Annotated in this window: 12 protein-coding genes; 8 read left to right on the forward strand and 4 right to left on the reverse strand. The window is 64.3% G+C overall.

Translation table 11 applies throughout. The features are described from left to right. Positions 1–4: 4 nt before the first annotated feature. Positions 5–148 (reverse strand): hypothetical protein, encoded by a 144-nt coding sequence (locus tag J2X11_RS12440; RefSeq protein WP_309971498.1) that lies wholly within the window; start codon positions 146–148, stop codon positions 5–7. Positions 149–260: 112 nt separating this feature from the next. After that, entirely contained in the window at positions 261–1,169 is a 909-nt protein-coding gene (locus J2X11_RS12445; RefSeq protein WP_309971500.1) for a glycosyltransferase family A protein, read from the reverse strand. 278 nt (positions 1,170–1,447) lie between these two features. Here J2X11_RS12445 and J2X11_RS12450 point away from each other — a divergent pair, with 278 nt between their 5' ends. From J2X11_RS12450 to J2X11_RS12480, 7 genes are all read left to right on the forward strand, one after another. After that, positions 1,448–3,976 carry a glycosyltransferase gene (locus tag J2X11_RS12450; protein ID WP_309971502.1) on the forward strand — a complete coding sequence of 843 codons (2,529 nt, stop codon included), beginning with the start codon at positions 1,448–1,450 and terminating at the stop codon, positions 3,974–3,976. A gap of 48 nt (positions 3,977–4,024) precedes the next feature. Then, positions 4,025–5,557 carry a hypothetical protein gene (locus J2X11_RS12455; RefSeq protein WP_309971504.1) on the forward strand — a complete coding sequence of 511 codons (1,533 nt, stop codon included), beginning with the start codon at positions 4,025–4,027 and terminating at the stop codon, positions 5,555–5,557. A gap of 67 nt (positions 5,558–5,624) precedes the next feature. Beyond that, a complete protein-coding gene (locus tag J2X11_RS12460; RefSeq protein WP_309971506.1) occupies positions 5,625–6,341 on the forward strand; it encodes a response regulator transcription factor in 717 nt (238 codons plus the stop codon). Positions 6,342–6,344: 3 nt separating this feature from the next. After that, the gene (locus J2X11_RS12465) at positions 6,345–7,790 is read left to right on the forward strand and encodes a sensor histidine kinase (RefSeq protein WP_309971508.1); all 1,446 of its coding nucleotides are present in this window, start codon (positions 6,345–6,347) and stop codon (positions 7,788–7,790) included. 78 nt (positions 7,791–7,868) lie between these two features. After that, a complete protein-coding gene (locus J2X11_RS12470; RefSeq protein WP_309971510.1) occupies positions 7,869–9,854 on the forward strand; it encodes a TPM domain-containing protein in 1,986 nt (661 codons plus the stop codon). A 69-nt stretch (positions 9,855–9,923) separates the two neighbouring features. After that, on the forward strand, positions 9,924–10,667 hold the full coding sequence (locus J2X11_RS12475; RefSeq protein ID WP_309971512.1) for a PspA/IM30 family protein: 744 nt from the start codon (positions 9,924–9,926) through the stop codon (positions 10,665–10,667). Positions 10,668–10,671: 4 nt separating this feature from the next. Next, a complete protein-coding gene (locus J2X11_RS12480) occupies positions 10,672–11,157 on the forward strand; it encodes a DUF2505 domain-containing protein (RefSeq protein ID WP_309971514.1) in 486 nt (161 codons plus the stop codon). 23 nt (positions 11,158–11,180) lie between these two features. On the opposite strand, the gene J2X11_RS12485 is transcribed toward J2X11_RS12480, so the two are convergent. Further along, a complete protein-coding gene (locus tag J2X11_RS12485) occupies positions 11,181–12,332 on the reverse strand; it encodes an acyl-CoA dehydrogenase family protein (RefSeq protein WP_309972370.1) in 1,152 nt (383 codons plus the stop codon). 137 nt (positions 12,333–12,469) lie between these two features. Here J2X11_RS12485 and J2X11_RS12490 point away from each other — a divergent pair, with 137 nt between their 5' ends. Next, complete coding sequence (locus tag J2X11_RS12490) at positions 12,470–13,087, forward strand: pyridoxamine 5'-phosphate oxidase family protein (protein WP_309971516.1); 618 nt, start codon at positions 12,470–12,472, stop codon at positions 13,085–13,087. A 9-nt stretch (positions 13,088–13,096) separates the two neighbouring features. Here J2X11_RS12490 and purE read toward each other — a convergent pair whose 3' ends face one another. Further along, a complete protein-coding gene (gene purE / locus J2X11_RS12495; RefSeq protein WP_309971518.1) occupies positions 13,097–13,606 on the reverse strand; it encodes a 5-(carboxyamino)imidazole ribonucleotide mutase in 510 nt (169 codons plus the stop codon). Positions 13,607–13,701: the final 95 nt, after the last annotated feature.

Below are 13,701 nucleotides of genomic sequence, written 5' to 3' on the forward strand. Positions count from 1 at the left end.
GGTTTCAGCTTAGTGAATCCAAGAATGACTCAGAGTTCTTGAACGACTCCACTCGACCGGCGGCCAAGTCGTCTGAAGCCTCGCGTTCGCCACGCTGCCAAGGCTCGGACCAGAACCAAGCCTGATCCGCTGGGATCAACTTGCTCATGCTGGCCACCTCTACAGATCTACCGTCGGATGGTCTCAAACGCTAACAACTACTCGACGATACTTCCAACAGGATCCCGCCCAGAGTTGCAATGTTGACTACATCGTCCTGCCTAGAGCACTCGGCGGATCCTGCGACGGATCGCTCGGAAGGCGCGCTTCGAGAAGCGCTTGCCACGGCGGTACTGCTCGAAGGCCGGGTCCAGAGGCTTCAGCCAGCGCCACATCGTCTCGGAGCAGTAGCAAGCCCAGAGGGTCCGCAAGTAGTTGACCTTGGGGATGCCGAACTCCTTCGCCATCTGGCGAGTGAGCGGCTGAGCGTCGCCGTCGAGTTGGTTGAAGGAGTGGTTCTCGCCAGTGTCGACGTGGTAGACGGCGCCCTTGAATGGCAGCGGTTCGACGATCCGGCCGTGGTCCGCGTACCACTCCACCGCTCGCTTGTGCGCGCCGATGATCTTCGGGAGACGCTCGCCGTATGCATCGCGTATCTCAGACCAGCTGGCGTCGACACCCAGGTTTGCGGGCACCTCGTACGCCTCGAACGGAATGATGAAGGAGGTTCCACAGGTGCGGTTGAAGGTCAGCTGCTCGCGGAAGGCGCGGCGTGCTCGGGAGTACATCCAGCCCTCGTCGATGACCCATCCCGGGTGGCCGGGGTTCTGGCCGACGAACTCGGTGAGGTCGCGGTGCACGAAGTCGTCGGCGTCAAAGATCATCACGTAGTCCGGGTTGAACTCGCGAGCCTTGATGAGTGCGATACCGAGCTTGGTGCCCTTGTCACGGATGAACGGCTTGCGGCTGACTCGAACCGCAGCCGGAGCGGGAGCCTTGAAGTTCACCGGTACGAAGTGGGTGTTCTTCGGCAGCTTGAATTCGGGCCGCTGGTTGCCGACGACGATCACGACGAAGTCATCGGAGGTCTGGTTCGTGACCGAGCGGAGCGTCTCCTTCAGGAGCTGCTCAACGCGGTAGTAGTCATTGGAGTTGCTGGGGTGACGCAGAGTCGTGATGAAGGCGAGCACTACAGGTCCGAATCTGCCGCGATGACATGGGGGATGTCCGTCGAAGGCGTTGTTGCAAGGCGTGACGACGCCTGGCTGACTGACCGTTTGAGCGGCCCCTCCCGACGTACATTGACAGGGAGACCGTACCCGGCGCGTCGCGCATGCGTCCACTTGATCCCCTGCTACGGCAGACGCGATTCGGGGCCTCGGCCCGGGCCTCTGTACGGTTGCTGCGAAGGCTGAACGCCCTCGGCTCAAGAGGCCGGACCAGGCTGTCGGCGGATAGGTGATCATCAGTGGCAACTCCATCGGCACCAGGCTCCTCACGCAGCCCCCAGAACTTCCTGGGCAAGGCAGCACGGCGGGCCAAGCGACTGCTCAAGCGTCAGCCGAGCAGTCCCGTGGAAGCCCCGAAGTCGAGCACCGACGATCCCTTCTACACGAAGCTGATCCAGGACGACCCCTCTGACCGAGCACTCGTGCGCGCCGCGCGACGCATGATCAAGACCGGTTCAGTCGACCAGGCCCGTTCGCTGGCGTACGTACTGCGAAGCAAGCCTGAGCACGCCGCCGTCGGCGACATCGTTGCTGGCTTGGTCGCGGCCCACGACCACCTGTCCACGATGACGTGGGAACTGCTGGCCGGCGGAGACCGTACGCAGGTGCTGCGCCTCGCCGCGGCGGAGTACTTCCGCGCCGGCTTCACCATCGAGCCTGCCGTCGCTGGCAAGGCACTCGCTGACGGGCTGCGCGACGAGACCATCAAGGCCACGGCAGCGCAGTGGTTCGACATCGCGTCGACGAGCTTCCAGGCCGAGTTTGAGACCGAGTCGCGAGAGGCACTGGCTCGTGGCCGCGCCAGCGCGGAGGCCGACGGCAACGACCGCCTCGTCACCAAGATCGGGTGGCTTGAAGACTGGTACGGCACAGCCGAGAAGGCCAAGCAAGAGATCAGCGTTCCTGCGGGCACGATCCCGTTCGCGATCCTCGACTACAAGCAGCCCGACGAGGCCTTCGCTTCAAAGAACCTCGGCGACCACGTACAGACCATCGCGTCGATGGGTCACCTCGTACGCCGCAGCGGCTTCCGATTCAGCGGCGAGGCCGACGCAGTCCGCTCGGCACACATGCTGCAGAAGCGGATCAAACCCGAGCGGGTCATCGACGGCGACGACGCCGAGATCACCCTCTACCGCGTGCAGCGCGACGCGACCAACCACGACCTCGTACCCGACGGCACCTGGATGCTGGCCTTCGGTTGGTACATGCACCGCATGTTCGGCGGCAAGTTCGACATGCCGTTCAATCCGCGCCTGCGTCCGATCTTCGTCTCATTCCACGTCAACGCACCTGCGTTCCTGACCGACGGCGTCATCGACTACCTCAAGAAGTACGCACCGATCGGCTGCCGCGACTGGAACTCCGTGCATCTGCTCCAGGCCGCTGGCGTCCCTGCCTTCTTCTCCGGCTGCCTCACCACGACGGTCGACACTGTCTTCCCGGCCGTCCCGGGAGCGGAGCCGAGCGGCACGTTCTACGTCGACACCGCCCCCACAGGTCCAGGGGTGGCCTGGAAGCAAACCGCCCCGGAGGTACGTCGTACCGACTTCGCCGACAACGTCGACGACGCCATGAAGGTGCTCACGAGTTACCAGGTTCAGTACAAGAACGTCGTGACGTCACGACTGCACTGCTACCTTCCGGCTCGATCGCTCGGCGCCGAAGTCGAGTTCCGCGCCAAGAACCCCTCGGACGTACGTTTCGACGGTCTGGTCAACATCACCGACGAGGCATACGAGAACATCCGCAACGGAATGCTCGCCCTGCTCGAGCCCATCATTGGCGCGATCGGAGCCGGAAAGTCCGAGGACGAGGTCTACACGCTGTGGCGCGAACTCACCGCCCCGAAGGTCGCAGCGGCTGAGGCCCTGCGGCACAGCGTCGACGACATTGGCGAGGTGTCGTTCGACATCGCTGCAGCCTGCCGCTCGATTCAGGAGCGTTCGGTGACCATCGAGCGCACCGCGGATGCGCCTGCCGGCGACCCCGTCGCAGTCGAGCTCACGCTCGACGCCGACCTCAAACACCAGCTCACCGTGGTCCTCGGGTCGATCGTCTCCAACGCGAGCCGGCCGATCCATGCGTACGTCCTGACTCGGGGCTTCGACGACAGCGACTTCAAGCGGGTTGCCGGCGCCTTCCCGTCAGTCACGTTCACCTGGCTGCCTGCCGACGGAGTCGACTACGGCTCCAACCCGTCGTCGCGTATCGCCACACTCGACCAGATGCTCCTGCCGGAACTCCTGCCTGACGTGTCCAAGATCGTCCACCTCGACATCCACTCCGTGGTCGTCGGCGACATCGCTGAGCTGTTTGCGACGGACCTGGCCGGAAGCCCGCTCGCCGCGCGCACTTCGCCAGACATCGACAGCGGTTTCATGCACGCCATCAACGCCTCCAAGCGGATGAAGGACGAGAACGCCCTGGCTCGCGAGCTCATCCTCCGCAGCCACACGCTGCACTCGTACGACTTCCTGGCTTTCGACACCTCAGTCGCGGTCCTCGACCTCGACCGGATGCGCAGCGACGAGTTCTGCCGGCACTTCCTGCCCTGGGTGGAGCGATACAAGCTCAACGTCCAGGAAGTCCTCAACGCCTACGCGGGCGGCGACCGGGCGCACCTCGACCCACAGTGGAACCAGCTGCCGCACGTCGAAGTCGTGCACGACGCCAAGGTCATCACCTGGACCGGCTCGCAGATGCCGTGGGATCCGGACTACGTGCAGTGCCAGGACGTCTGGGACACGTACGCCGCACGGGTTTAGCCGCCACCCATGTCGTGACTCGGGGCTGACGAGCCTCGTTGAAGGGCTGTGACTCTCCTCCGACGTACGGGTGCCGTCCTGATCGGCGCTGTGCTGGTTCTCCCTGGGGCAGCTCAGTCCGCTTCGGCAGTCCCAGCGCCGCCAGATCCGCGTGACCTGCTGCTTAACCCATACGTCGGCACGCCTGCCGTCGCCAAGCCACTGCCCAAGCTCACGCTTCCCCAGCACCCGTACATGGCACGCAACGGCGCCAACAACATCCACAACGACGCCTACCAAAGCGACGCGTACTACGGCCCCGGACCGCTCGGCCAGAATCCGAAGATCGCGAGCACGATGTACGCCAATGAGTGCGCATCGGTCACCTTCGATCGCGCCGGGCGCATCGTGACGGTGTGCGTCGGCCTGACCGGCGCATCGCTCAAGGTGCTGGACCCGACGACCCTCAAAGAGATCGCCTCCTTCTCGCTGCCACCACGCAAGCCCGGAACGTTTTCGTTCACCAACTTCTCCGGCGGCGGCTACTTCTATCTTGATCACCTCGACCGTGCGGTCGTCTCAACATCGACCGGCCACATCTTCGTGATCGCTGTCAAGGGCGACACCCTGACGAAGGTTCGCGACATCGGCGTCAGCGCAGTGACAGCCGGGGCAGGCATCCAATCGGCGCTGCCTGACTGGGCAGGACGCCTCTGGTTCGTGACGACCGATGGCCTTGTCGGCATGGTCGACTCCAAGGGCAAGGTGCATCCTCATCAGTTGCCCGGGGAGGTCATCGCCAACAGCTTCGCGATCGACGAGTCCGGTGGCGTATTTGTCGTCTCCGACAAGGCGCTCTACCGATTCGACGTTTCCAAGGGCAAGCCGAAGGTGACGTGGCGTAAGACGTACGACCGAGGCAGTGTGGTGAAGCCCGGGCAGGTCAGCCAGGGCAGCGGCACGACGCCGACTTTGATCGACTCAGCCAAGTCCAAGGGCGGCGGCTCGATCGCCATCACAGACAACGCCGATCCGAAGATGAACATCGTGGTGTTCCGTCGCGGCAAAGCCGGTCCTGGGTCCAAGCCACTGTGCAAGCAGCCGATCTTCCAGTCCGGTCAGAGCAGCGACGAGAACAGCCTGATCTCCGTGCCCGGCGGCCTCATCGCCGAGAACAACTACGGCTACACCGGACCGCTACCTGCAGGCGCCACGCTGCGCTCCCCCACGACAACTCCCGGACTCGTGCGCGTCAACGTCAACTACAAGAGTGGCGGCTGCAAGATCGCGTGGAGCAACACCACCACGCGCATCCCCAGCAGCGTAAGCAAGGCCAATCTCAAGACCGGGCTGATTTACGGCTACACACATCCATCGTCGGCCGAACTCCCATGGAAGGTCGCGGCGTTGCCCGAAGCGCTGGCACCCGACTCGTGGTTCTTCACCGCGTTCGACATCCGTACTGGCAAGCAGGTGTGGTCGCAGCTCGTTGGCAGCGGATTGGCGTTCAACAACAACTATGCGCCGATCAGCCTCGGCCGGGACGGTGCAGCGTACGTCGGCACCCTCGGCGGTCTCGTTCGCATTGCAGATACGCCCTGAGCAACTCACAGGAACCTCACAGGCTGTTCACACCCCATGCCTCAGGTACCGGGGCGAAACTGGGCAGATGACTCCTGCACTGACCCGGGCTGACGGCTCACCCCTGCGCGTGCTCGTCGTCGATGACGAGGTCAACATCGCCGAACTGCTGCAGATGGCGCTGCGATACGAAGGCTGGGACATCGAGGCTGCGTACACCGGTCGTACCGCCGTCGCAGCGGCCAAGGACTTCGCGCCCGACGCGATCGTGCTCGACATGATGCTTCCCGACTTCGATGGCATGGAGGTGCTGCGCAAGGTACGTGCACACTCCCCCGATGTCCCCGTGCTTTTCCTGACCGCCCGCGATGCCGTCGAGGACCGCGTTGCCGGACTCACCGCGGGTGGCGACGACTACGTGACCAAGCCGTTCAGCCTCGAAGAGGTCGTGGCTCGCCTCCGCGGGCTCATGCGACGAAGCGGCGCGACAGAGGCTCGGCCCGAAGCCGTCATCACGGTCGGCGACCTGAGCCTCGACGAAGAGAGCCGCGACGTCGAACGCGCCGGCGAGCCGATCGAACTCACCGCCACTGAATTCGAGCTCTTGCGCTTCCTGATGCGCAATCCCAAGCGCGTGCTGTCGAAGGCGCAGATCCTCGACCGCGTGTGGGACTACGACTTCGGCGGCCAGGCCAATGTCGTCGAGATCTACATTTCCTACCTCCGCAAGAAGGTCGATGCAGGTCGCGAACCGATGATCCACACCAAGCGCGGTGCTGGGTATGTCCTCAAGCCGGTGGGCTAGCCCATGTTCCCCACCTCCCTGACCAGCCGGCTCATCGTCACGACGGTCGCCCTCGTCGCCGTCATCAGTCTTCTTGTCGCGGCCGTCGCCACGATCGTGATGCGCGCGTACTTGATCAACCAGCTCGACAGCCAGGTCACTGGGGCGCTCAACCGAGGCGGCATGGTCGTCCAAGGCCAGGTTCGGCTCGATACGAACGGTCAGCCGCCAGGCGGGCAGACGAATGGCCCGACGCCTCCCGACCCCCGCGGAACCCGAGTCGGCAGCATCACTGCCGTTTTCGACACGAACGTGGGACTCGGCACCACCATCACAGCGTCCGGCGACCTGAAGGAACTGACCGACACACAGCTCGATGCACTCGACGACCTCACGCCCAACCGAAAGCCCGTCACCCTCACGGTCTCCGGCCTTGGCTCGTACCGCGTCGCTGCGGAGGAAACACCATCCGGCCGGGTGCTCGTGCAAGGTATTCCGACCAAAGACGTCGACGACACGATTCGCACCCTGATCTGGTGGGAAGCCGGTCTCGGCATGCTCGGCGTACTCCTTGCTGCGATCGCCGGGCGCATCCTTGTAGGTCGCCAGCTCGAGCCCCTGCGCAAGGTCGCCACCACCGCCAACGAGGTCTCGGCCATGCCACTGTCGACTGGTGCCGTCGGCACCACGGTCCGCGTGCCCGCAGAACTGACGGATCCGACGACCGAGGTCGGTCAGGTCGGCGAAGCCCTCAACAAACTGCTCGAGCACATGGAACACGCCCTCGACGCACGCCACGAGAGCGAGCAGCAGGCACGTACGTTCCTCGCCGATGCCTCACATGAGCTCCGCACTCCTCTGTCGACCATCAAGGGGTACGCCGAGCTCAGCCGACGTACGGGACGCGCCGACCCCGACGAGATCCTCGCGAAGGTCGAATCGGAGGCAGGCCGTATGTCGAGCCTGGTCGAGGACATGTTGCTCCTCGCCCGCCTCGATGCCGGCCGCGAGCTGGAGCGCCACGACGTCGATCTCACGCGCCTCGTCGTCGAAGCAGTCAACGACGCCCGAGTGGTGGATCCGAAACGCAAGTGGACCTTCGACGTACCGGACGAGCCGATCATCGTGTCCGGCGACGAGCAGCGTCTCCATCAGGCTGTGACCAACTTGCTGACCAACGCGAGCCGCCACACCCCGCCCAAGACTGTTGTGACCGTACGGATGCGGGTCGAGGCCGCCGAAGTCGTCATCGAGATTCACGACAACGGGCCCGGGATTGCACCAGATTTGCTGCCCACCCTGTTCGACCGGTTCACCCGCGGCGACTCGTCTCGTACGCGCGCATCTGGCGGAGCTGGACTCGGGATGTCTCTCGTGGAGGCGATCATGCACGGCCACGGCGGCACCGCGAGCGTCACAAGCGAGCCCGGCAATACGACGTTCGCCTTGCGCATGCCGATCTCTGCCTGAATCACGGCAGGTGAACGGCGGGAAGCGATAGTCAGAAATTGGTTGTTTCGCTTGGTGGGATGCAGCAAGATCACAAGGGTGATCACCAAAACACGTGTATGGGCCGTGTTGGTTCTGCTGGCATCGGCCATATTCGGTTTCGGTGGCGTCGCAGCGCATGCTGATCCACCGCTCGACCTTGCTGGCGAGATCACCGACAACGCCGGCGTCCTCAGTTCTGGCGAAGAGGGCCGGGTCCAAAAGGCTCTCGACACGTTCAACAAGGACACCGGCTACCAACTCTTCGTCGTCTATGTGAAGAGTTTCGACGGTATGAGCGGTGACGACTGGGCGGACGCGACGAAAGAGGAGTCCGGTCTTGGTACTACCGAGATCCTCCTCGCCGTTGCCACCGAGGATCGACGGTTTGGCACCTCCATTCCGCCTGAGCACCCGCTGTCCAACGAGGAATTCGACCGGATCCAGCGCGAAGACATCGAACCTGCCCTGAGGGCTGGCGACTGGGATGGGGCCGCGATCGCGGCGGCCGAGGCCTACACCGAAGCCGACGACGGCTCCAGCGTTCCGTGGGGCGCGATCGTCGTCGGTGGCGCGGTCGTAGCGGGTGGCGGCGCGCTGCTCGTACGCCGCATGCGCCGCAAGTACGACGACACGCACGTTGTGCTCGACGAGCACGGCCAGCCGATCGATCCGTTGTCGCAGCTGTCCACCGATGAGCTCAACAAGCAATCGAGCGCCGCACTGGTCGGCATCGATGACGCCATCAAGACTTCCGAGCAGGAGCTCGGGTTCGCCGAGGCGCAGTTCGGCAAGGACGCGACTCGCGAGTTTGCCGAGGTCGTCAAAGCTGGGCACGTGACGATCAAAGAGGCGTTCGGGCTCCGCCAGAAGCTGGACGACTCCGAGCCGGAGACCGAGCTGGAGAAGCGCCACATGACCAGCGAGATCATCCGGCTCTGCATCGCGGTCAGCGAGTCGCTCGATGAGCAGGTCGAGAAGTTCGACGGGCTCCGCGACCTGCAGGCCAAGGCGCCGCAGGTTCTCGAGGACATGGAGCAGCGCGCAGGCGAGATCCTCGAACGCATCCCCGGAGCACGCGCCGTCATCACCCAGCTCGCCGCGACCTACCCCGCCACATCCCTCGCATCGGTCGACAAGAACGCCGACCAGGCTGAAGCGCTGATCACGGCTGCCCGGGAACAGATCGCGCATGGAACCACTGCCCTCCAGACCGACGATCGGGCCACCGCGGTGACACATGCTCGTGCTGCCGAGGATGCCGTGGGCCAGGCCTCGAAGCTGCTCGATGCTGTGGCCGACGCCGACACAGACCTCAAAGCCGCACCGGCCAAGATCGCTGAGCGGCTCGCGTCCCTTCGGCTCGACGTCAATGACGCCACACGCCTTGCCGCCAACGACCCCGACATCTCCCGCGCAGCGTCGGACGCAACAGCAGCCATCTCGTACTCCCAGCAGACCGGTCACGATCCGCTCGCGGCAGCGGCGGGACTCGAGACCGCCGAGGCAACGCTCGACGACCTCCTGGCACCCGTACGCGCTGCTGCCGCAGAAGCCGAGAAGGCTCGCGTCGCATTGTCGGAGTCGCTCGGTCGGGTCACGTCACGGGTCAAGGCAGTCAGCGACTTCATCGAGACCCGTCGAGGAGCTGTTGGCGCCGAGGCGCGGACGCGGCTCTCCGAAGCAGAGCGCCACCTCGATCGCGCCTCACAGGCCCTCACGGCAGACCCGGCGGCATCTCTCGAAGCACTCCAGAAGGCGGAGGCCTTCGTCAACGAAGCCGAGCAACTGGCGCAGAACGATGTGGGCAACTGGGAACGCAGCCAGCGTCAGAGCTCAGGCGGCGCGGGCGGAGGGCTCAACTCGATGGTCCTCGGCGGCATCTTGATTGACGCACTCGGACGTGGTGGAAGTGGCGGCGGAGGTCTCGGCGGCATCCTCACCGGCGGCAGCAGTGGCGCAGGCGGTGGCGGCGGAGGACGCGGCCCCGGCAGCTTCGGCGGCGGCGGGACACGTGCACGTCGCGGTGGAGGTGGAAGGTTCTAGACCAGCAGCAGCACCCGAATCAGCACAGTTCAACAGCACGGGCAATCCCTACAGAAAGTTGACGAAACCATGGCAAAGAAACAGTCCATCCTCGGCCGAATCGGCCAGCTGACCCGCGCCAACATCAACTCGCTCCTCGACAAGGCCGAAGACCCCGAGAAGATGCTTGACCAGCTCGTACGCGACTACACGAGCTCGATCGCCGAAGCCGAAGAGGCCGTCGCTCAGACCATCGGCAACCTCCGGCTTGCCGAGGCCGATCACGCAGAGGACATCAGCGCTGCTCAGGAATGGGGCAACAAGGCCCTCGCTGCTTCGCAGAAGGCTGACTCCCTGCGTTCTTCCGGCACCGCTGCCGAGGCCGACAAGTTCGATGCGCTCGCCAAGATCGCACTGAGCAAGCAGATTGGCTACGAGAACGAGGCCAAGACCGCCGCTCCCCAGATCGCCTCGCAGAACGAGGTCGTGGAAAAGCTCAAGACTGGCCTGATCACCATGAAGGGCAAGCTCGAAGAGCTGCAGACCAAGCGTGACCAGCTCGTCGCTCGCTCCAAGACTGCCGAGGCCCAGAACACCGTCCACGACGCAATCAAGTCGATCGACGTTCTCGACCCGACCAGCGAAGTCTCGCGCTTCGAGGAGAAGGTACGTCGCGAAGAGGCCAAGGTCGCGGGCAAGTCCGAGCTCGCCGCATCCAGCCTCGACGCACAGTTCGAGGAGCTCGAGGGCGACAGCAGCAGCGCCGAGATCGAAGCCCGTCTGTCCGAGCTCAAGAGCGGCGGCGCAGCAGCCATCTCGCCGCCGAGCGAGTGATCCGGTGAAGATCAAGGAGTCCTTCAGCTATGAAGGCGCGGATGTTGAGAGCGTGTATGCCCTGATCTCTGATCAGGCATTCCGTACGGAGTCGTGTGCCAACCAGGAGGCAACCGAGTACGACGTGTCAGTTGAGGCAAACGGCGACGGTGCCACCGTCACGCTGCTCCGTACGCAGGAAGCCGACATGCCTGACTTCGTGAAGAAGCTCACCGGCAGCACCGTCAAGGTCAAGCAGACCGAGGTGTGGAGTGGTCCTGACAGCGACGGCAACCGTACGGCCAACGTCAAGGTCAGCATCATCGGTCAGCCGGCAGAGATGGTTGGCGTCGCGAAGCTCACGGGCTCGAGCGGAGGAACGGAGTTCACCCTCGACGGAGACGTCAAGGTGTCGATCCCGTTCATCGGCAGGAAGATCGAGCCCGAGGTCGCGAAGGCGATCATCGCTTCGCTCCGCGAAGAAGTTGCTTACGGGATGGAGAAGCTCTAACCAGACCTCGGCGGGGATTCAGTTCAGAGAGTGGACTGAATCCCGCTGAGGAGTTGGCGGGCCATCACGATCCGCTGAACCTGGTTGGTGCCTTCGTAGATCTGGGTGATCTTGGCGTCGCGCATCATCCGCTCCACCGGGTAGTCCTTGGTGAAGCCGTAGCCACCGAGCAGCTGGACCGCGTCCGTCGTGACCTGCATTGCGGTGTCTGACGCGAACGCCTTGGCGGCAGCGCCGAAGAACGTCAGGTCCTTGTCGCCGCGCTCCGAACGACCGGCGGCAGCGTAGGTGAGCTGTCGAGCGGCTTCGACCTTCATACCCATGTCAGCGAGCATGAACTCGATGCCCTGGAACTCCGAGATCTTCTTGCCGAACTGAGTGCGCTCCTGCACGTAGCCGAGCGCATAGTCCAGAGCACCCTGTGCGACGCCCACAGCCTGAGCTGCAATCGTCACGCGGGTGTGGTCGAGGGTCTTCATCGCTGTGGCGAAGCCGGTGCCTTCGGCGCCGATCATGCGGTCACCGGGGATACGTACGTTGTCGAGGTAGACCTCGAGTGTCGGTGAGCCCTTGATGCCGAGCTTTTTCTCCGGAGCGCCGAAGGACACACCTTCGTCAGACTTCTCGACGACGAACGCCGAGATGCCCTTGGTGCGCTTGTCGGGGTCGGTCACGGCGAGCACGGTGTAGAACTCGGACTCTCCAGCGTTGGAGATCCAGCGCTTCACGCCGTTGAGGATCCAGTCGTCACCATCGCGCACGGCCTTGGTCTTCTGGTTGGCCGCGTCGCTGCCTGCATCCGGCTCGGAGAGGCAGTACGAGAAGCCTTCGCCGGCCGCGAGTCGCGAGAGGTACTTCTTCTTGATGTCCTCGTCGCCCGAGATCATGACGGGCAGCGATCCAAGCTTGTTGACCGCGGGAATCAGCGAGCTCGAGACACAGACGCGGGCGATTTCCTCGATGACCAGGACGGTCGCGAGCGCGTCGGCACCAGCTCCGCCGAACTCCTCCGGCACGTGCGGCGCGTGGAAGTCGGCAGCGAGCAGGGCTGCAGCCGCCTCCTTGGGCCAGCGAGCCTCTTCGTCGACCTCTGCCGCGAACGGCGCGATCTTGGCCTCAGCGACAGCGCGTACGGCTTCGCGGATGGCCTGGTGCTCTTCGGAGAGGACAAACATGTCTGACACGGGGACTCCAGAATTAGTAGGACGACCTAGTAATCCTATTTCCGTAGTCGCCCGCAACCAAACTGAGCAGACGTGGCATCAGACACACCCTGTACTCGGTGGCGAAGCCCAGGCGTAGCCTGCGAAATATGACGATCACGACCGAGGCCGAGCTCCGCGAACTGCTCGGCGAGCCCATGCAGCGCGTCCTCGAGAAGGACCGCGCGTCGTTCTCCCCCGAGCATCGAGCCTGGCTCGCCGCGTCACCGTTCTGCCTGGTGGCCACGTCAGATGCCAGCGGCCGCTGCGATGTGTCGCCCAAGGGTGACCCGGCCGGGTTCGGGCTGGTCGTCGACGACACGACCCTCGCGATCCCCGAGCGACCCGGCAACAAGCGCGCTGACGGGTTCGCCAACATCCTGCAGAACCCGTACGTGGGCCTGATCTTCTTCATCCCCGGTCGCGGAGACACGCTTCGCGTCAACGGGCGAGCGAAGCTGCTCGCCGATGCACCGTACGCCGATCAGATGGTCGTGAAGGGTCACAAGCCGGTCGTGATCCTCGAAGTCGATGTCGAGCAGATCTTCTTCCACTGCTCGAAGGCGTTCCTGAGGTCGTCGCTGTGGAAGCCCGAGACGTGGGCACCAGAGGCGGTGCCGAGCCGTGCTGCCATCGCCAAGAGCCTCGAACGACCCGAGGACTCGATGGAAGAGCTCGAGGCCTACTACTCCTCAGCCAAGTACGCCGAGGGGCTCTACAAGAATTAGGGCGCGTCCTTAGCGGAAGCCGGCCTTCTTGGCGGGTTTGCGGATCTTCTCGCCCTTGGCGCGTGCCTGGTCGGCCAGATCACCTTGGAAGTCGAGCATCTTCTGCGTCAGCAGGTCGTCGCCCGTGGCGAGAATACGTACGGCCAGCAGCCCTGCGTTGCGGGCGTTGCCAATCGAGACGGTCGCGACGGGCACTCCCGCAGGCATCTGCACAATCGACAGAAGCGAGTCCATGCCGTCGAGGTGCTTGAGCGCGACGGGTACGCCGATCACCGGCAGCGGAGTGACGGCCGCGAGCATTCCGGGCAGGTGTGCTGCTCCCCCGGCGCCGGCGATGATGACCTCGATACCGCGGCTGTGCGCGTCGCGGCCGTAAGCGAGCATCTCGTCGGGCATGCGGTGCGCGGAGACGACATCTGCCTCGTACGCGATGCCAAACTCGCCGAGCGCGGTCGCTGCGGCCTCCATCGTCGGCCAATCGGAGTCCGAGCCCATCACGATGCCTACGCGTACGGTCATGGACCCAAGACTAACGCCAGACGAAGGGCCGAGCGGAGCGAGGCAAGTAGCACGGGCGAAGCCCGCAGCGACGAAGTCGCTGGCGAGGCGAGGGA

The sequence above is a fragment of the Aeromicrobium panaciterrae genome (assembly GCF_031457275.1).
Classification (GTDB): domain Bacteria; phylum Actinomycetota; class Actinomycetes; order Propionibacteriales; family Nocardioidaceae; genus Aeromicrobium; species Aeromicrobium panaciterrae_A.

Coding starts and splice junctions, on each gene's coding strand:
- J2X11_RS12490 (WP_309971516.1), top strand. CDS start 12,470: ATGACGATCACGACCGAGGCCGAGCTCCGCGAACTGCTCGGCGAGCCC.
- J2X11_RS12440 (WP_309971498.1), bottom strand. CDS start 148: ATGAGCAAGTTGATCCCAGCGGATCAGGCTTGGTTCTGGTCCGAGCCT.
- J2X11_RS12465 (WP_309971508.1), top strand. CDS start 6,345: ATGTTCCCCACCTCCCTGACCAGCCGGCTCATCGTCACGACGGTCGCC.
- J2X11_RS12485 (WP_309972370.1), bottom strand. CDS start 12,332: ATGTTTGTCCTCTCCGAAGAGCACCAGGCCATCCGCGAAGCCGTACGC.
- J2X11_RS12460 (WP_309971506.1), top strand. CDS start 5,625: ATGACTCCTGCACTGACCCGGGCTGACGGCTCACCCCTGCGCGTGCTC.
- purE (WP_309971518.1), bottom strand. CDS start 13,606: ATGACCGTACGCGTAGGCATCGTGATGGGCTCGGACTCCGATTGGCCG.
- J2X11_RS12475 (WP_309971512.1), top strand. CDS start 9,924: ATGGCAAAGAAACAGTCCATCCTCGGCCGAATCGGCCAGCTGACCCGC.